This is a genomic window from Streptococcus infantis (assembly GCF_047464415.1).
Lineage (GTDB): Bacteria > Bacillota > Bacilli > Lactobacillales > Streptococcaceae > Streptococcus > Streptococcus infantis_AE.
Genome location: NZ_JASHBX010000017.1, coordinates 18,050 through 36,071, shown reverse-complemented (window position 1 = coordinate 36,071; position 18,022 = coordinate 18,050). Strand labels below are relative to the sequence as shown.

The window sequence follows — 18,022 nt, the reverse complement described above, 5'->3', positions numbered from 1 at the left end:
TTGTCGAAGCAAAAGCAAAAAGAAGCAAAAAAGAAAACTTCAACCTCGCAACATCACGAACCGATACGGTTCTATTTTTGCGGTTTTTCAACACACTAACACACACAGAGGGACTAAGGTCCTTTTTAGGTGTGTTGTGGTAGAAAAGAGCATAAGGGAAACTGATATCACATGCCGTGATATGTTGATAGTATCAACGTTTCCAGTACCGGTAATTTTCTCGGCTTCGCCTACTTACACACACATGCGATACTTACCTTTACATACTTTATAGGTGTTATACTTACACGGTTTTTCTTCTTTACATACTTTTACTTACACCGTTTTTGACTTCATTTGGAAGTTCAAAACTCAAAAATCAAGACTGATTTTCAGCTGGAAAGTCTCCTTCTTCACGATTTTTCTTCGCTGCTAAACGTTGTTCTTTTTCATCTTCTTTGATGAGGTTCAATTCCATTTTTAACTCTTCAATAATTGATTCATACGACTGATTTTTATTTTTCTTCAATTGAATTTGTACATAAATTTTACCAATTTGTTTTTGAAGATTCTCTTCTACTTCTTTACGTTCCTCTTCCAAAAGGGCAACTTTTTTCCTCGCCTCTTCCAGTTGATTATCAATTTTTGTTAAATCATTTTTAGCCATGATTACTTCTCCTTTTTATTTAATTAAGCCTATTGTAATCTAAAATATAAAATTATTTTTTAAAGGGACAATCATAAAAAATAAATCCCCTTAATTCAAAAATTAAGGAGATTTTTGACTACTATTTGTTGGTAAACATGAACTCACCTTTCATAGAAAACGCACTCTTTTTACTCACATCAAATTGAATCAACCAGAAACAAAAATCATGTTTTTTCCCAAACGGGAAGACATAAAATGCTGGATGATAAAATTCTTCAATATCTACAAATTCTCTTTCAAGAGGAGCTTCAGAACCATTCCATGCTTTTCTATAATAGGAAATACCTGTCCGTTTTTCTCTATTCAAAAAACTTAATTCTACAATATCTTGATAATCCTTTTTCACTGCTCGCTGATTAATCGTAATCATTCGTTGGTTTGCATCACCTTCATCAGCATCTGTAAAAAGATTGATTTTAGGAGGTAACTTATCTTTTAATTTTCGGATTCCAAGGTAGTCCTTATTTAAGATATTTTTGAACAGATAACGCTGAAAAAGTTTTGCTTGAAACCACTTCATGAAATAATAAATACCGATACTAAAGATTGTGGCTAAAAGCCAGAACGATGATTCGTTTTCTTGAAATGGAAAATCCACTGCGATTGAAAAAATAAAGCCAAACACAACACTTTCAAAAAATGAAAAAATAAATCTCTCAACACCAAAACGCAATTTTGAAAAAGGAACGGCTAAGATAAAAATAACCATCAAAAATCCTAAATAATTTGGACTAATTTCAAGTGTTGCTGAAATTTTTTTAATCAGAACAGCGCCTGCAACCATTACAAAAAATAAATATTGCCATTTAAAGGCTTGTCTAATAAGCCAATTCACTCCACAAATTGCAGATAATTTATATCCCAATTTATCAGTTTCTTTTACCATTTTAATTAAATTTTTCATTTTATTTTACCTCACTTTAATTCATTTCTACAGTTTCAATAGGGTTTGAAAATTCAAATGTTCCATCTTTAACAGCTTCTTTTTTCTTGTCCAAAGACTCCAATTTAGCCTTCAACTTTTCAATGTTTTTATAGGCTGTTTCGATGGTTCTGTTCTTCGTTTCGATGTTTGTATCTAGCGTAGCAATATTCTTTTGATTGGCTTCGAGATCATCACCTGTTAGATATTTTGCTTCTGCTTGAAGACTCGCTTTTCGTGAGTTATCATCTTCAATAGATTCCTTCAATTGAGAAATTGATGTTGTCAATTTTTGAGACTGTTCATTCTGGAAATTGATCTCTTTTTCGATTTCCTGAAGAGTAAATTCTTCTCTGGAAACAACCTCAATAGCTTTAATTTCAAGCTGAGTATTTTGAGGAGTTACAAAGAATTGTACAGTGTCATCTTCTTCATATTTCTTCTGAGAAACCTTTTTAGAATCACTGGATGGCGATGAAATATTCACATCAATTGAGCTAGAAGAGACTGTCTGATTCGTCACATCGATCGCAAATGCACCAAAATTTTTCGGAACTCCTTTAATAATAACTGATACTTTATTATCAATGATTGGCACAACATCCATCTCTATTTTTGAGTCTTTATGTTGCGCATAGAGTTTCCATTTCAATCGTTTGGCATCGATGCCCCGATCTATCGAAGTCGTAGCATCCTTCGTCTCAAATTGTAAAACAATAATTCCAGTATCTGGTGAATATTCCTGGCTGACCAGTTTCATCTCACCACTACCATTTGCAAAAACCTGCTTTGTTTTGAGTTGTTCTGAAGTATATGTTTGTCTTTGTGGTGAGAAAATCGCTCCCATCAAAAGACTTAACCAGGTCACAAACAACATTGAGAAAATAACTAGTTTTCTCTTAATAATATTCTCTTGAAACCAAACTTTAGTCTTAATAAATGGCTTCAAAATTGGGCTAGATTTTATCTTTTCAATCCAGCGCTTGGATATTTCGATTAAAGTAGACATTTTATTTCTCCTTCCTGATTTTTCCATAATACTGATTTGTTAAAGAGGTTATATCCGTCTTTTTTTCAGTAACCCACTTTCCATATAAAGATAAAGATAAAACTATAATAGCTACACAAATAGTTACAAATATATCTCTCATCAACTCGACATTCCCCAAATAAAAAGATTCAAAGACTGTCATAAAAGAAACGTCCCTCACTCCAACTAATTGAAAAAAATTTGAATTCATATGAACTAAATTTACTGCTACATATGCAATAAAGCCTAAAAAGAGATTGATTGGCACTAAAGCTAGCAAAATAAAAATAGATACGCCTCCTAAAATTGCAAAAACTCGATACTTCACATTTGTTGCAAACAACATATCAAAAGTTGATACATCGTCGAAACCTTTTTGTTCACTCGATAGCGTGTAATTTTTTATACCTCTCAAATGTTTGTTAGCTCTTTTCTGCTTTAAACTAGGTGATTTAGTTCTTCTCATGCTTCTTATATCCTTTCCAAATAAATGAAACCTTACTTTTTGGCCAAACACTTTTTAGTAACATTAAGAATGCCAATGGCATCCTTTTCGTTTTGATTTCATTTCCAAAGTTATCACATATAGTTATCCTGAAAAGCGGTACAAACCAGATCGCAATCAAGATAGTTCCAACCACGCCATGCGCAATAGCATTTAAAATTTGATACATACTGCCTCCTTAAATACAACCTAACTTTTCAGGTGCCAAATCCAATGTTAGCCAAAGGGCCTCATCTTGCGAAATATGTGTTAGTCTTCCTCCCTCATCATTAAAACGATGTAGAGTAAATGTCCCATCTGATAATTTTCCTAAAACAACCATTCCTTCATTTGTCCTAGTACGCCATAGTTCCCAATCATTTTGAAAAGCTGTCTCAGCCCATTTACTTAGTTTTGCCCTTTTAGTCATTTATGGCCTCCTGAATACTTTTCTCATCTGCTACAATCTTTTCCTCTGAATCTCTTAAAGCATATAGATATTTTTTTATTTTTCCCTTACGGATCTTGATGATAGTTGCAGCTTTTTCAACCTGGTATTTTTCTACTAACTTTTGACCTTCTTCTGTCTGAGTATCAATGTAAAATGTAGGATAGGAACCTTTATTGGCTGCATCTACAACTACACTTTTTCCAACCTGACAGTAAGGACAATCTTTTTTATAAAATACTAGATTTACATTTTGATCAAGTACAGTATTCTGGTATTCCTTCTGAGTAAGGTGAGGATCATAATCTAAGATAAAATGATCTTTATACAACCTATATCCTCCTAAAACTGCGAGACTCACGACTAAAATGACAAGAAGAGCCCCTAGAGCTAACTTAACATGCGTAAAAAGCTCTTTCATCCTATCTCCTCCTCATCCATAAAATCAAATATGGAACCTTGAACATAATCAATCTTGGCCAATTCTTTTATTTCTGATTTCAAGTTAGTGAACGTTGTCATCACTTCTTGAAAGAGTAAAGGATCAAATTCCTCAGAATCCAATACACGGACAATTGGCAACATTGGATAATGATCTCTCAACTCCTCCTGCAGGTAATCTGAAATCATTTTATCATTCGAGATAACACTATCTACTCTAATGATCGCTGGAATGCTAGAAATACTCTCCTCGTTTTGATAAAAAGTTAAAGCCACATCCCCTGCAGAAACAGAATCAAATTTTAAGTTATCCGATGAAAGTTTAAAATAGTAAGCCAATGGTTCTTGTCCAACTCCTGTTAGGTAGTATCCACGGATAATTTTGAATAACTCTGACATCGACCTTTCCCCTTCCTAACAAACTTTTAGAAGTCTAAACGGAGCTTGATACACATCAGGATAGTGAATCAATCTCTTTTTTCTTTGTTCAGGAAGTGGTTTACGGTAATGTTTTTGAAGATACTGAAAAGCTAGTCCCAAGGTATCAAAAACTAAAACTTTATTCTCCCCATTACAAATATAATCACCTAATTCAAAACTGAAAATTACGTACTTCATTCTTCTTCTCACTTTCTATTTTGGCCAATCATTGCCAGCTGATCTGTCTCTAATTCAGAATCATATCCGTTTTCAAAACGAACTTGTTGACGAATCCCTATAAGTGAGAAAACTAAGAAAAATCCTCCTACAAATATAAGGCTAAAGAATCCAACTAAAATCAAAATCATATCATTCCTCCATAGGTTATTTTATATACATGTATATCCTTGTAATAATCGTAGATATAAATGTAAGGCAGTTGACGGGTTTTTTTGATTATCCAATATCAAGTTCAAATAGAGATAGTTGTTGTGTTTGTTTAAAGCCATCTTTAACCCTTTCTATCACTCTCTGAGTAAACTCTATACTTTCTTCAAAGAAAGCAGCAATATTGGTCATATAAGCCTCCTGACGTTCTTTCTTCACCTGGATAAGGGAAAGCAAGATTGATTTGATAGAGGCTAATCTGATGCCTCCTCCACGCCCGTGTTTGACTGTGAAGAAGATTTTTTGTTCTGCTTTGAGAACTTTCAATACTTTATCCAATGAGCGCTCAGGGATGTTCAACTTCTCTCGTATCTCTTTTTTCGTCGTCTGGATAAATGGATCCTCAGATTGATAGAAGCCTTCTAAATAGGCCATGACATCTGTTTTCCATTCATGAAGATGACTATTCTTTCTGTCAGCACGTTTCTTCTTAAACTTGTACCAACGTTGCTTCACAAAGAGATCTGAAGCCTTGAGTTCCTGATTGACCCATGCTTTACATAAAGTCATTACATAGTCACGACTAGCAGCTTCATATTTTCCTGAGTAGGCGCTTGTAATAATCTTATGATATTCAGCTGAAGAGAGTGGTTCGTCTAGATTTGCATTAAAACTAGAAAGAACCTCCTCACACTCTTCCTGATCGATTCCTGAAGAGAAGTTGGCTAAAGCTAGCGTGAAAAGAACGTTGTTTCTTCCCATCAAAGCTTTTCCACCTTTGATATTCCCTTCTCTCATCAGCAATTGATACCAGGGTTCATCAATCTGTTTCACCCCTTCAGAACCTGAAATAACCGTCAAATTAGGCTTTTTACTTGGGAAAGGAAGCTCTGATTGCTTCATCGACCAATCTAACCACTCCTGGAACGAATAGGTATAGTCAGCATCAAAGAATTCAACGTTATCAGTTCGAGGAATCCGAGCAATCCCAAAATGGTTACAAGTCATATCTACTGGTAAAGTTTGAGCAAAGTAATTTCTCAAATTTTGAGAGATAGCTTTGGCCACCTTCACCACTCGAAATTGAGAATGAGCTGTAACATAGGCTGATTCTGAGAGGACAAAATAGGCTTGAAATCCTTTATCAGATTTTAGAATCAACGTCGGCATAAAACCTAGCTCCAGGGAAGCAGTTAAAATATCTCCTGTCGTCATTTCTTCAGCTGCAGAGGTAATATCAAAGTCGATGTAGAATGTGTTAATCTGTCTTAGATTATCCTCAGAGTGGCCACGTGTAATCCGTCGACCAGCATCGCTATAGCTTCCATAGCAATAGACGTTAGGAGTCCAGTGTGTAAACTGATCCTGGTTCTCCAGCAATGATTCGACAGACGTTAAAACAACACCACGTGCCTTCACCATATTCGCTTTTGAACGATAAGCGAATACAGAGCCTCGTCTTCCTTCTTCAGTTGAAGAGATGAGCTTTAGATGGCTATTCTTAAATTTTTGAGTTCTTAATCCGTCTTTTGTGATGATGGATAAGCATTTTAGTAAATCAATCTTTTTCATGTTTTTTATTTTCTACAAATCAACTATAAGAATCTCTTGTTTTTTTAATCCACAAAATGGGCAATACCCATATTCAGTAGTACTTGTATTGTGCTGATTCTCAACACTCACTTCTGCTATCCAGAAATACTCTTTTCTACAAGATGTTTTAATTGGAATTAAATCAATTTCATCCTTCTCCACCTTTGTTTCGTTTTGTAATAGCTCATCTAGAAGACGTTCCCAAGTACAAACACGCCCCTTTAATACTGCTTCTTTCATGATAATTACTCCTCATTGATTCTCATACATTTAGGTAGCTTTTTACTCGGTAAACAGTAACCTTCAGATAAGTCCCCTTTGCTGTAAAATTCAGGACTATTTGTCATTATGTGATCACTTCTTCTCCATCCTCGACGAAGTTGCTTGTAAGATAAAGAAACACGCTTCTCAATCTCTTTAAAACTAAATCCTAACTTCAAATAGGTTGTTACAATAGCATCAGCATGTTCTTTGGACTCTTCGCTTCTTGTTCTTCGCTGAAAGTTAATCTGCTTATCTTCTTCATTTAATGCTATCTGATAGGCAATAAACAACTTCCGCATTTCCATAATTTTATGTTGCCAGGCCAAGCTGTAAGGTTGTCCTGAATATCGATTCACCAAGTCCTTTACGGGTTGTTTAAATTTCATCTGAAGAGGATCGAATTCGCCAAGGTCAGAAAATGGATCAATGAAACCTAATGGTTCGCTTTGAATTAATTCATTGTATAGCGCTTCTCTGTCCATCCTAATTTATCTCCTTCTGTCAAATGCACGTCATTGAGTCAAATAAGCTTAATTGGATGGTTTTAGGCGCTTGTTCGCTGTTTCCATTCTTATCATGATCGATAACGTCAAAGATTTCTAACGTGTCTAAATTCATTACAATCTCTAATCCTACCATCGTTGAACTCCTCTCAAATAGAATTTTAAGCGAACAAAAAAGAGAACAGATTTCTCTGTTCTCCTAAAAATATTGAATTATTTGATTTTCTAAAAACTCTTACCACTTACCACTAATTTTTTACTAATTTTTTTAATTATTTTTGTGAAGCACCTAGAACTTCTTCAGAAACTCGGACAAAAGTCTCAATGATATAATCTACTTCTTCATCCGTTAATTTCGTGTGAAGTGGTAACGTAATCTCGTTTACAAAGTAGGCATAAGCCTTAGGATAGTTTGCCATGTCAAAGCCAAGATTCTTATAAGCTGTCAAAAGTGGAAGCGGTTTGTAGTGAACGTTACTTGCGATTCCTGCTTTGGCCAATTCTTGGATAATTTGATTGCGTTGCTCGAGACTAGCACCTTCTACATGGGTAACGTAAAGGTGACGACAAGATTCAACAGTATCTGTCTCATGAGCTAATGGGTGAATACGAGTTCCTGCAAATCCACGGTCATAGCGATCTACGATGTCCTTACGACGTTGTAGCAAGCTAGGATAACGGTCCAACTGAACCAGACCAAGTGAAGCCATGATATCCGTCATGTTGCACTTGTAGGCAGGAGTTACGATATCGTATTCCCATGAACCTAGTTGCATCTTAGCTAGCGCATCCTTCGTTTGACCATGAAGAGATAGGATTTGGAATTCCTTGTACATTTCTTCATCATCAATAGCTGGATTAGCTTTCCAAGTAGCACTTCCTCCTTCAGCAGTTGTGAAGTTCTTAACCGCGTGGAAAGAGAATGATGTGAAGTCAGCGATTGAACCAGCTGCTTGTTCTTTATATGTTGACCCCAAAGCATGGGCACTATCTGAGACAACAACGATACGGTTAAAGACCTTTTGCCACTTGCTAGTAGCTGTAAAGAGGTCACGTTTCTTCTCAACAACTTGGAACAAACGGTCATAGTCACAGATAATCCCTGCAAGTTCTACTGGGATGATAACCTTAGTCTTCTCAGTAATCGCTTGCTCAAGCTTGTCATAGTCCATTTCAAAGGTATCACCTTGGATATCAACCATAACTGGTGTCGCACCTACGTGAGTGATAACGCTACATGATGCTGTATAGGTCATAGCGGGAACGATAACTTCATCGCCAGGGCCCACTTCAAGCACACGCAAGATCAATTCAAGAGCTGCTGTTGCAGAATTGAGGCAGACTGTCTTAGGCGTTTGAGTATAGACAGACAGACGACGCTCCAATTCTTTTGTCTTTGGACCTGTTGTGATCCAACCAGAGCGGAGGGTATCTGCTACTTCAGCAATTTCTGCTTCGGTAATATCAGGTGGTGAAAATGGAATATTATACTTTGTCATTGTTTTACTCCTTTGATTGGTTTCAATCTTACGACTACTTTATTTTAAAACTTCAAATACAGTCTGGAACATGATCTTGATATCTCCGAAGAAATTAAAATCACGTAGGTAGGCTAGATTATAGTGCATCTTTTCTGGGAGGACTCTTTCGACATAGGCCTGGTCAACCGTCATACCTTTTGCAGTCATTTGACTGATAATGGCATCCTCGTCCTTATAGTTAATGCTGGCAAGCGATGTAATCCCTGCTGGTAAGAGCAAGGTAGCCATCATTTCAGGGCTATACTGCTCTGTGTAGCGTGGTACTTCTGGACGAGTTCCCACAAAGGACATCTCTCCTTTGAGAACATTGACCAATTGTGGAAGTTCATCCAAACGAACACGGCGAATGAAATTTCCAACCTTGGTGATACGGCTGTCATTTGCAGAAGTTACTAGACTTCCTTTCTTGTCCGCATCTGTCACCATGGTACGGAATTTCCAAATCTTGAAATGTCGGTTGTACTGGGTTACCCGTACCTGCTTGTAAATGACTGGACCCTTGCTATCTAGCTTGATCCAAATGCTTAGAATCAGAAACACGGGTGAGGTCAAGATTAACAAGATCAAGGCTAGAACCAAATCTAGACAACGCTTGAGAATCAGTGAGCCTTTTCTTTTAGAAACAAGCTGGTAGTATGGTTTTACCTCACTTAATTGCATTTCTTGAGGTAGTTCATCCCATTTCAGCATGCACATTCTCCTCTGTTTTTTAATATGTAATCTTTAAACATTCTACATTATACCACAAAATGAAAGAGGCAGTGCAAGAAATCTGTATTTTAAAGGAATTCTTCCTTAGGATAGAGCACCTGCTTGCAAACTATACATTTTGTGATAGGTTCCACCCAATGCCAAAAGTTCCTCGTGTGTGCCGCTCTCGATGATTCGTCCCTTATCTAGGACATAGATACAGTTAGCATCCTGAATGGTAGAAAGACGATGGGCAATGGCAATGGTCGTCCGGCCCTGTCTCATCTTGGCTAGAGAATTTTGGACCAAGGCTTCTGTTTCAGAGTCTATATTGGCTGTCGCTTCATCCAAAATTAGAATTTTAGGTTGACTGGCAACAGTTCTAGCAAAAGCAAGCAGCTGACGTTGACCGGTTGAAAAACTCGAACCACGCTCAGACACAGGAGCATCATAGCCTAATGGAAGATCCTGAATGAAAGAATCTGCATCGACAAATTCTGCTGCTGCCTTAACCTGATCATCGCTGATATCTTGGTACATAGCAATATTGGACTTGATGGTCCCATGATAGAGGAAAGGTTCCTGTAGGACCAGACCGATATTTTTTCTCAGCTCCTCTTGGCTATACTTACGAATATCCACACCATCAAGGAGAACTCGACCTGACTGGAATTCATAAAAGCGCATGAGAACATTAATGATAGAAGATTTCCCCGATCCCGTATGACCGACAAAGGCGATGGTTTCACCTTTATTGACTGTAAAGGAAATATCATCGAGAATCTGGTGTTTCCCATCATAAGAGAAGGACATATGTTCAAAACGGATATTCCCTTCTCTAATCTCCGTTTGTCCATTTTCTTGGGCCGGTTCATAGTTGGTCTCATCGATAAGTGCAAAGACACGACCTGCTGACACCATGGATGTCTGAAGGGTAGAAAAGTTTTGCGTTACCTCGATGAGGGGATCAAAGAGACGATTGATGTACTGGATAAAGGCATACATGGTACCTGCCGTTATGCCTAGATAGAGACCACGATAGCCGAAGTAAGCCATCAAAACCGCATAGCCCAACAACTTCAACAAACTCATAGCTGGACGTAAAAAGAGGGAGTCCAAGGCTACTGAACGATTAGCATAGACCAGGTGTTCCTGGTTTATCTCATCAAACTCTTCTTGCAGGCGCTTTTCTTGGTTAAAGGCTTGAATAATACGAATCCCTTCGATATTTTCTGCCAGCTTACTGTTGATATCTGACAAGAGACTTCTGGTTTTTTCAATGACCTTGACCGATTTTTTACGGTAGAGATTGACCAAAAGGAAAATCAAAGGTAGGAAGAGCAAGACTAAAGCTGTCAGACGATAGTCCAAAACGAGCATGGTATAAAGGGTTGTCACAAAGATAAAGACTGCTGAGATAAAGCTAGACAAGATCCCTGAGAACATATCACTGATAGTCTCGGTGTCATTTGTCAAACGAGAAACAATGGAACCTGCAGGTGTTTTATCAAAATAAGACATGCCTAGTTTTTCCATATTGGCAAAGGCATCCCGTCGGATATCTCTAACGATACTGTAGGACACTCGCGCAAAGAGGATGTTCCCTACATATTGGACAATGGTTTGAAGAATGAAAAGACCATAATAAACTAGCAGAACTGTAACCGCAAGCTGGTTGAGATTATGTAGATACTGGTCGATAAAGTGAGAAGCTACCAAGGGGATGATACTCTTGATAACAGTCGTCGTAAGGAGAAAAGCGAGTGCTAAAAAGGTGAGGAGACCGTAAGGCTTGAGATAGGACAACAAGCGTTTCAATACAGCCCATTGTTCTTGTTTATTGCGCATCTTCTTCTCCTTTCATTTCTAATTGTTGTGACTGGTAGGTTTGTGCGTACCAACCATCCAAGGCTAGTAAGTCTTCATGTCTGCCTCGTTCAATGATGCGACCATTTTGCATGACCAAAATTAAATCTGCATGGACAACTGCACTGAGTCGATGGGCAGTGATAATGGTTGTCTTGTCCTTGCGAGTTTCTTTGAGATTATCGATAATAGCGAACTCTGTCTTGGCATCTACCGCCGATAAGGAATCATCTAAAATCAGGATATCAGGATTTAAAATCATAGCCCGACTCATAGCCAGACGTTGCTTTTGTCCACCAGATAGACTGACACCTTTTTCGCCGATAACCGTATCAAATCCCTGGGGCATGGCTTGAATGTCTTGATAGACTTGAGCCAGCTTAGTTGCTTCTTCTACTTCTGAGAAAGGGAGGTCAGGATTTCCAAAGCGGATATTATTTATGATGGAACTGGCAAAGAGAAATTGGTCCTGTGGGACGTATCCCATCAAACTACGCAAGTCAGCTAGTCGATAGTCACGAATGTCATGCCCATTTAGATAAATGGCTCCTTGATCAACGTCATACTCACGTAGGAGCAACTTAATCAAAGCTGTTTTCCCTGAACCAGTCTGCCCAACCAAGCCCAGAGTTTGCCCTTTTTCGAGGCTAAAATGAATATCTTTCAGTGTCTCTTCGTCTTCAAAGGCAAAACGATCAATGGCATAGTCTAAGCGCCCATTTTCAATCCCGTCAAGTGGAGATTCTGGATCTTTAACAGGTGACTCTTGGGACAAAAGGCTCTCAATTCGTTGATACGAAACCTTCCCTCTTTGAGTAATATTAAAGAGGAAACCAATGGCCATCAAGGGCCAGACCAACATATCCAAGTATGAGATAAAGGTGACCAGATTTCCGACAGTTACCTGTCCTGCTTGCACCATAAAGGCACCGACTAAGAGAGTTAAGGCATAAGAAGAACCAACAAAGAGCAAAACCATCGGGTCAAAGAGGCTATCATATTTCATGGTTTGCAGATTCTTTTGGAAGGTCAAATCATTAACTTCCTGGAAAGATGCCAATTCATCAGACTGATAGCCAAAGGACTTGGTTACCTTAATACCTGCTACAGATTCTTGAACCTTATTGTTGAGTTCAGAAAAGGCTGCTTGTGATTCGCCAAAAGCTTTGTGGGTCTTTCTCCCCAGGCGACTAGTTGCATATGCCATAAATGGCAAGGGTAGAATGGCAACCAAGGTCATCTGCCAAGAAATGCTAAAGAGCATAGTCAAGAGAGTCACCAAGGCTGTGATAGAGGCATCCACTGCCATCATGACACCACCACCTGCTAAACGAGTCAGAGCATTGATATCATTGGTTGCGTGAGCCATCAAATCCCCAGTCCGATAACTCTGATAAAAAGCGGGAGACATCCTTGTAAAATGTTCAAATAGTCTTGAACGCATGATTTGTCCAAGTCGGTAGGAAGTCCCTAGGATATACATACGCCAAACGTAACGCAGATAGTACATCCCGAAAGCTGCTAGCAGGAGATAAAAGAGATGAAGCAGGAGCTCATCCTGTGTTAATCGTCCCGAAGTGATGGCATCAATCACGCGCCCCATGACCATCGGTGGGATAAGGTTGAGCACAGAAACCAAAACCAAAGCTACAATTCCAACTAGGTAACGACGTTTTTCTAACTTAAAAAACCACCAGAGTTTTTGGATGATAGACATAAAATTCCTTTCTAATGACAAATGGAAACCTGAGGCATGAACCCCAGGTTTTTCTTATTCATAGGTGACGACGCTTAGTTGACCCTTGTCATACTCAGCGATAAAAATATTGGCCACATTATCATACCCTTGCTTATTCAGATGATCTAGGAGCCATTCTTCCGTTAAGCTGAGAGTATCGAGGACATCAGACTGAATGACACCATCTGTGATGACAGGATACTTAGGATTTTCATCTCCATTTTGTACTACAATCAGCTGACCGTTTTGCTCTCGTACAGCACGCTTGACTTCTTTAAGCTGGAAGATACCTTGGCTACGAAGTTTAAGGGCTACGTCAGAAGCTGATAAGCCGACAGAACGGCAGGCTTCTGGATCGATTTCTCCATTTTTGATGAGTAGGGTTGGTTTCCCGTCAATCATTTGTTTTACAAAGCCGACGTTATTCGTAAGCCACTTGAGAAGTAAAACCAAGATTGTCCACATAATCAAGATAACTGCATACTGAAGGATGGTAATAGAGCTATTATAGATTACCCCACCGATGATTCCCCCAAGAACATAGTTTTGGATTTGGTCAATTGCTGAGTTGGGCGCTAGATTTCCCTTCCCTGTCATGTTGATAACAAAGACAAGAGATACAAGACCTAAAGCCAGTTTAATCAGAATCTCGATATAGTTAAATGTCATTTGTTTGCCTCCACTAATTCAATGTCACTTGTTTGATACAAGTCAAGTTTTTCCAAGAGATACTTATCCGGTTCACTCCCACTCAAGGCACGGTAGAATTTGTCTCCTACCTTGAGAAGGGCACCATCTGTCGTTGCAGAAGTATTGACGTAGACCTCTGATTTATCCACCCCTAAATCCTCAGAAACAACTTCTATAAAGTGAAGTGAAGTTTGAAATTGGTTGTTGGAAGCTTGATTTGACTGATAAGTAGATATAATACCGAGAATGACAGCCAGTAAAGCCAAAGACGAGATCATCACCAACTCGCGAAACTTGGTTCCTCGATGGTCGCGGTAAGCCTTAAAAGCAAAAAATCCAGTGATGGCAAGCAAGAATACTCCAAAGCCAATCATGACACTATTTTGTTGGCCAATCTGGCTCAAAACATATTCATATGAGTAAAATTTCATTTATTTTCAATCCTTTACATAAATCATTCTTTATTATATAGGAATGACCTTGATTTTTCAAACTATACGTTGGGGAAATACGCGTATCAGACCAACTTCTCTAACTAACGACTCAAATACCTATTTCAAGATTCTGATTTTGATAATTGATAAGAATAGACACTAGGAATTATCACTACAAAGAAAAGTGTCAAGAAAAATACCCAGTAAACATATAGCTGAACAAAGGCATTTAGAAACAATAACAATCCTCCTAATACCCAAATTTTTCCAGCTATGCGATGCGTTTTGCTCCAGTTCTCATTATTCTCCAAAGTCCACGGAAGTCGAATACCGATTATATAATTTCGGCGTGTTTTGGGTAGATAATTTCCAATTACAATCATGATGACTCCCATAAAAATCTGAGCTAGAATTCCACTCATCATAGAATAACCCAAAGATACTCCGTAGATAGAAATCATCGATAGACAAGATACAAAAGGAATAATCCAGTAAATCAAAAGTTGTATTTTTGAACTAATATTGCTGGACTTAGGATCCTTGATCATCAAGAATAGAATCAACCAATGCATCAAAAGCATGAGAGCCGGTAATCCAAAGATAGCAAACATTTTATGATCGTAGCCATCTGCTTGGCCCAGTAGATTAAAATGAGTCGGCATCTTCTCTGGTAGTTGAAACCAGAAAACACAACCTACAAGGGTAGGCAGTAGGATAAGAATGCTAGTATATAATACCAATTTCTTATTGATTTTTATCTTCATCTAAAAATCTCCTTTCAGTTCTGCTAACCACACCATCATATCCTCTAAAACTGATGTATTTAACTCATAATAAATAAAGTTTTTCTCTTTCATTTCACGAATCAAATCCGCTGCTTTCAAAATCGTAAGGTGGTGTGAAATTGTTGCACCTGTTAACTCAAAATGACTGGCAATTTCTCCTGCAGATAATCTGCCTGTTTTAAGCAAATTCAAAATCTCCCTCCTGACTGGATGAGATAAAGCTTTAAAGCTATTTGCAAAACTCATGGTGCTTCCTTTCTATTCGCAATATCAGTAAGGCAAGGAATAAGCAGGGTAGCACTGCTATCAGTCCTGCTGGTGACGGACCAAAAATCAAGAGGCTTGAAGCTTTTTCTCCAGGCAGTTGAAAGAGTAATCCAAAACCTGCAGTTGCATTGATTGCCCCATGAAATAGTGCTGAAGCCCAGATAGATCCTGTTTTTTCCATCATCCAACTCAACAATATTCCTAGACTAAAACAAAATAGGAACATGGCAACAATTCCCAAAACGGGATATGCAAAATAAGTTAATCCATAATTATAGCCTTGCAAATTGATTGGTAAATGCCATAGACTCCAAATGAGACCAAGCAAGACATGAGTCTGTACTAGTGAAAATCGTTCTCTTAGAGCTGGGTAAAGATAACCACGCCAACCAATTTCCTCTCCCAATGCAAATAAGCTATTAAGAAAAGGAGCGTAGGTTAAACTAGCTAGGATTTGAATCAAGACCAAGGAAGATAGGGGGATCGGTGATTGAAGGATACCTTTTTCTTGTAAGATGGCTTGAATAGATTCAAAACCAAGGCTGAAATTGTTAGGAAATACAAGAAAATAAAGTCCTGCTCCTAAAAAACTGATAACTGCTGGCAACCAGATAGCTAGTAAGTAAAAGCTCCAGTTCCTCTTGAGATTCACGACTAATTTAGACTTGATTCCACTAGGTTTTTTCGTTATTTTCCCTAAGAGAAGGACTGCAAGCGCAGGCATCCACATGGCCACAATACTAGCAAGCTGACTCAATGGAGAATTTAGTCCAATACCACTTAGCCATAGTGCCAACCATATTATCCAAGCAAGACCATAAGACAAGACCACAAAAAGAGGGATTGTTCTCTTATTTGACATATTTGTAACTTCACTTTCTATTTAGATGTTTTTCTAAATAATATTATATACCTTTCCACTCCAAACACAAGAACTATTTAGATTTTTTTCAAAATAGTTTCGAGAATTTTTTGTTTTCTAAGGATAAAGTCTAAAGAGTGAGTTTCCAAACTAGAAACTCGCTGGCTTTACTTTTTTTTGATAAAATATAAGAAATACATCTAGAAAAGGTACACACTATGAAACTAATCTCATGGAACATTGATTCCCTCAATGCAGCGTTGACGAGTGACTCTGCGCGTGCGAAATTATCACAAGACGTCCTCCAAACCTTGGTTGCTGAAAATGCTGATATCATTGCCATCCAGGAAACCAAGCTTTCAGCTAAAGGTCCTACTAAAAAACACCTTGAGGTACTGGAAGAACTCTTCCCAGGTTACGAAAACACTTGGCGTTCCTCTCAAGAGCCTGCCCGTAAAGGCTATGCTGGAACTATGTTCCTCTATAAGAAAGAACTTACTCCAACTATCAGCTTCCCAGAGATTGGCGCACCTTCTACTATGGACTTGGAAGGACGCATCATTACTCTTGAATTTGATGAATTTTTCGTGACTCAGGTCTACACTCCTAATGCTGGGGATGGCCTCAAACGCTTAGAAGAGCGTCAAGTCTGGGACGTCAAATATGCGGAATACTTGGCTGAACTAGACAAGCAAAAGCCTGTCCTAGCAACTGGTGACTACAACGTTGCCCACAAGGAAATTGACCTTGCTAACCCGGCTAGCAACCGTCGTTCACCAGGATTCACAGACGAAGAACGTGAAGGATTTACAAACCTTTTAGCCAAAGGATTTACAGATACCTTCCGCCATATCCATGGCGATGTGCCAGAACGCTATACTTGGTGGGCACAACGCAGCAAGACTTCAAAAATCAACAACACAGGCTGGAGAATCGACTACTGGCTCACAAGTAACCGTGTGGCAGACAAGGTTACCAAGTCAGATATGATTGATTCAGGCGCACGCCAAGACCATACACCGATTGTATTGGAGATTGAACTTTAAGGAGAAACGAATGGACTATCAAGCCGTCATCCCTGAATTTGTAGTATCTGACATCGAAAAGTCGCGCCGCTTCTACTGCAACTTGCTGGGATTCACTGTCCAATACGAGCGTCCAGAGGAGAAATTTCTCTTCCTCTCGCTTGAAGACTGCCAACTTATGCTAGAAGAAGGCAGTGCAGAAGAATTAGCCCAACTGACTTATCCTTTCGGACGCGGTGTCAATATTTCCTTTGGCATCGAGGATGTTCCTCGACTCTATCAGAAAGTAATCGAGTCTAACTATCCTATTCATCGTCCTTTGACTAAAAGAGAATTTCGTGTTGATGAACAATATATCTACCCTCATGAATTTGCTGTTTTAGACCCAGATGGCTATTTTTTAAGATTTAGTGAATAGTATAATACAGCACTAGAGTATAAGAAAAAGAGGCACATGCCTCTTTTTCTTATTTCCTATATCCTCACCTGTCTATCTTCAGATCGTTTTCCTGTGACAAACATGGTGAAGGTTGCCTTGCAGACATTTCGGCCATCTTGGTTGGTGATATCAACATCGACGACACAAGTGGTGCGTCCATGATGGACACATTCTCCTTTGATAGTGAGAATGTCCCCTAGATTTCCAGCTTTCAAGTAGTTAATGGAAGACTGGAGTGTCACCCCGTCTAATCCTAGCGAAATCACCACAAGACCACTGATTTGGTCACAAAGAGTAAATAGATAGCCTCCATGGGCATTCCCATAATAGTTGAGTGAGGAGTCCACTACTTTTGTCGTCACCACAACGTGACCATCTCTCATTTTTTCAATTTCGTAGTTTTCAAAGGCAGATATAGCGTCAAAGTGAAAATCTTTCATACGTTCCTCCTGATATTTCAAACGACACTATGATACTACTTTTCAAGACTCTACGCAAGAGAGAA

At 38.5% G+C, this 18,022-nt stretch carries 26 protein-coding genes; 2 read left to right on the top strand and 24 right to left on the bottom strand.

Translation table 11 applies throughout. The features are described 5' to 3' along the window. Nucleotides 1–358 precede the first annotated feature (358 nt). From QM460_RS09245 to QM460_RS09135, 23 genes are all read right to left on the bottom strand, one after another. Complete coding sequence (locus QM460_RS09245; protein WP_050077969.1) at nt 359–646, bottom strand: hypothetical protein; 288 nt, start codon at nt 644–646, stop codon at nt 359–361. Nucleotides 647–767: 121 nt separating this feature from the next. Beyond that, entirely contained in the window at nt 768–1,592 is an 825-nt protein-coding gene (locus tag QM460_RS09240; RefSeq protein WP_061409473.1) for a hypothetical protein, read from the bottom strand. Between the two features lie 16 nt (nt 1,593–1,608). Further along, nucleotides 1,609–2,619, bottom strand: a complete 1,011-nt coding sequence (locus QM460_RS09235) for a hypothetical protein (RefSeq protein WP_050077971.1) — start codon at nt 2,617–2,619, stop codon at nt 1,609–1,611. A gap of 1 nt (nt 2,620) precedes the next feature. Further along, nucleotides 2,621–3,106, bottom strand: a complete 486-nt coding sequence (locus QM460_RS09230) for a hypothetical protein (RefSeq protein WP_050077973.1) — start codon at nt 3,104–3,106, stop codon at nt 2,621–2,623. Beyond that, nucleotides 3,093–3,314, bottom strand: a complete 222-nt coding sequence (locus QM460_RS09225) for a hypothetical protein (RefSeq protein ID WP_050077975.1) — start codon at nt 3,312–3,314, stop codon at nt 3,093–3,095. The genes QM460_RS09230 and QM460_RS09225 overlap by 14 nt, the downstream gene beginning before the upstream one ends. A 9-nt stretch (nt 3,315–3,323) precedes the next feature. Further along, on the bottom strand, nt 3,324–3,554 hold the full coding sequence (locus tag QM460_RS09220) for a hypothetical protein (RefSeq protein WP_050077977.1): 231 nt from the start codon (nt 3,552–3,554) through the stop codon (nt 3,324–3,326). After that, a complete protein-coding gene (locus QM460_RS09215) occupies nt 3,547–3,993 on the bottom strand; it encodes a thioredoxin domain-containing protein (RefSeq protein ID WP_212573432.1) in 447 nt (148 codons plus the stop codon). Before QM460_RS09215 ends, QM460_RS09220 begins: the two co-directional genes overlap by 8 nt. Then, nucleotides 3,990–4,412, bottom strand: a complete 423-nt coding sequence (locus QM460_RS09210; RefSeq protein WP_050077981.1) for a hypothetical protein — start codon at nt 4,410–4,412, stop codon at nt 3,990–3,992. The genes QM460_RS09215 and QM460_RS09210 overlap by 4 nt, the downstream gene beginning before the upstream one ends. 15 nt (nt 4,413–4,427) lie before the next feature. Beyond that, nucleotides 4,428–4,631: a hypothetical protein gene (locus tag QM460_RS09205; RefSeq protein WP_000878299.1), complete on the bottom strand. Its 204-nt coding sequence runs from the start codon at nt 4,629–4,631 to the stop codon at nt 4,428–4,430. 8 nt (nt 4,632–4,639) lie between these two features. Next, on the bottom strand, nt 4,640–4,801 hold the full coding sequence (locus tag QM460_RS09200; protein WP_212573433.1) for a hypothetical protein: 162 nt from the start codon (nt 4,799–4,801) through the stop codon (nt 4,640–4,642). Between the two features lie 88 nt (nt 4,802–4,889). After that, nucleotides 4,890–6,392: a primase C-terminal domain-containing protein gene (locus QM460_RS09195; protein ID WP_050077983.1), complete on the bottom strand. Its 1,503-nt coding sequence runs from the start codon at nt 6,390–6,392 to the stop codon at nt 4,890–4,892. A gap of 12 nt (nt 6,393–6,404) precedes the next feature. After that, entirely contained in the window at nt 6,405–6,653 is a 249-nt protein-coding gene (locus QM460_RS09190; protein ID WP_050077985.1) for a hypothetical protein, read from the bottom strand. A 5-nt stretch (nt 6,654–6,658) separates the two neighbouring features. Further along, nucleotides 6,659–7,159: a hypothetical protein gene (locus QM460_RS09185; RefSeq protein WP_050077987.1), complete on the bottom strand. Its 501-nt coding sequence runs from the start codon at nt 7,157–7,159 to the stop codon at nt 6,659–6,661. Between the two features lie 19 nt (nt 7,160–7,178). Beyond that, on the bottom strand, nt 7,179–7,316 hold the full coding sequence (locus QM460_RS09180; protein ID WP_224781718.1) for a hypothetical protein: 138 nt from the start codon (nt 7,314–7,316) through the stop codon (nt 7,179–7,181). Nucleotides 7,317–7,452: 136 nt separating this feature from the next. Continuing rightward, nucleotides 7,453–8,679, bottom strand: coding sequence for a DegT/DnrJ/EryC1/StrS family aminotransferase (locus QM460_RS09175; RefSeq protein ID WP_414289922.1), 1,227 nt, complete (start codon nt 8,677–8,679; stop codon nt 7,453–7,455). 39 nt (nt 8,680–8,718) lie between these two features. Then, nucleotides 8,719–9,411: a sugar transferase gene (locus QM460_RS09170; protein ID WP_061863623.1), complete on the bottom strand. Its 693-nt coding sequence runs from the start codon at nt 9,409–9,411 to the stop codon at nt 8,719–8,721. Between the two features lie 105 nt (nt 9,412–9,516). Continuing rightward, nucleotides 9,517–11,259 (bottom strand): ABC transporter ATP-binding protein, encoded by a 1,743-nt coding sequence (locus QM460_RS09165; RefSeq protein WP_414289921.1) that lies wholly within the window; start codon nt 11,257–11,259, stop codon nt 9,517–9,519. Further along, nucleotides 11,249–12,994 (bottom strand): ABC transporter ATP-binding protein, encoded by a 1,746-nt coding sequence (locus tag QM460_RS09160; protein ID WP_414289920.1) that lies wholly within the window; start codon nt 12,992–12,994, stop codon nt 11,249–11,251. The genes QM460_RS09165 and QM460_RS09160 overlap by 11 nt, the downstream gene beginning before the upstream one ends. Nucleotides 12,995–13,048: 54 nt before the next feature. Continuing rightward, nucleotides 13,049–13,684, bottom strand: a complete 636-nt coding sequence (locus QM460_RS09155; RefSeq protein ID WP_301559474.1) for a DUF421 domain-containing protein — start codon at nt 13,682–13,684, stop codon at nt 13,049–13,051. Then, complete coding sequence (locus QM460_RS09150) at nt 13,681–14,136, bottom strand: DUF3290 family protein (protein ID WP_000675345.1); 456 nt, start codon at nt 14,134–14,136, stop codon at nt 13,681–13,683. The genes QM460_RS09155 and QM460_RS09150 overlap by 4 nt, the downstream gene beginning before the upstream one ends. A 125-nt stretch (nt 14,137–14,261) precedes the next feature. After that, complete coding sequence (locus QM460_RS09145) at nt 14,262–14,903, bottom strand: SdpI family protein (RefSeq protein WP_301559475.1); 642 nt, start codon at nt 14,901–14,903, stop codon at nt 14,262–14,264. Further along, nucleotides 14,904–15,170 carry an autorepressor SdpR family transcription factor gene (locus QM460_RS09140; protein ID WP_000006514.1) on the bottom strand — a complete coding sequence of 89 codons (267 nt, stop codon included), beginning with the start codon at nt 15,168–15,170 and terminating at the stop codon, nt 14,904–14,906. After that, nucleotides 15,154–16,053, bottom strand: a complete 900-nt coding sequence (locus QM460_RS09135; RefSeq protein ID WP_301559476.1) for a CPBP family intramembrane glutamic endopeptidase — start codon at nt 16,051–16,053, stop codon at nt 15,154–15,156. Before QM460_RS09135 ends, QM460_RS09140 begins: the two co-directional genes overlap by 17 nt. Before the next feature lie 218 nt (nt 16,054–16,271). Between QM460_RS09135 and QM460_RS09130 the strand changes: the two genes are divergently transcribed. Both QM460_RS09130 and QM460_RS09125 read left to right on the top strand, forming a co-directional pair. Continuing rightward, nucleotides 16,272–17,099, top strand: coding sequence for an exodeoxyribonuclease III (locus QM460_RS09130; protein WP_414289919.1), 828 nt, complete (start codon nt 16,272–16,274; stop codon nt 17,097–17,099). Nucleotides 17,100–17,109: 10 nt separating this feature from the next. Next, entirely contained in the window at nt 17,110–17,496 is a 387-nt protein-coding gene (locus QM460_RS09125) for a bleomycin resistance protein (protein WP_414289918.1), read from the top strand. 56 nt (nt 17,497–17,552) lie between these two features. Here QM460_RS09125 and QM460_RS09120 read toward each other — a convergent pair whose 3' ends face one another. Beyond that, nucleotides 17,553–17,957 carry a PaaI family thioesterase gene (locus QM460_RS09120; RefSeq protein WP_414289917.1) on the bottom strand — a complete coding sequence of 135 codons (405 nt, stop codon included), beginning with the start codon at nt 17,955–17,957 and terminating at the stop codon, nt 17,553–17,555. Between the last annotated feature and the right edge of the window lie 65 nt (nt 17,958–18,022).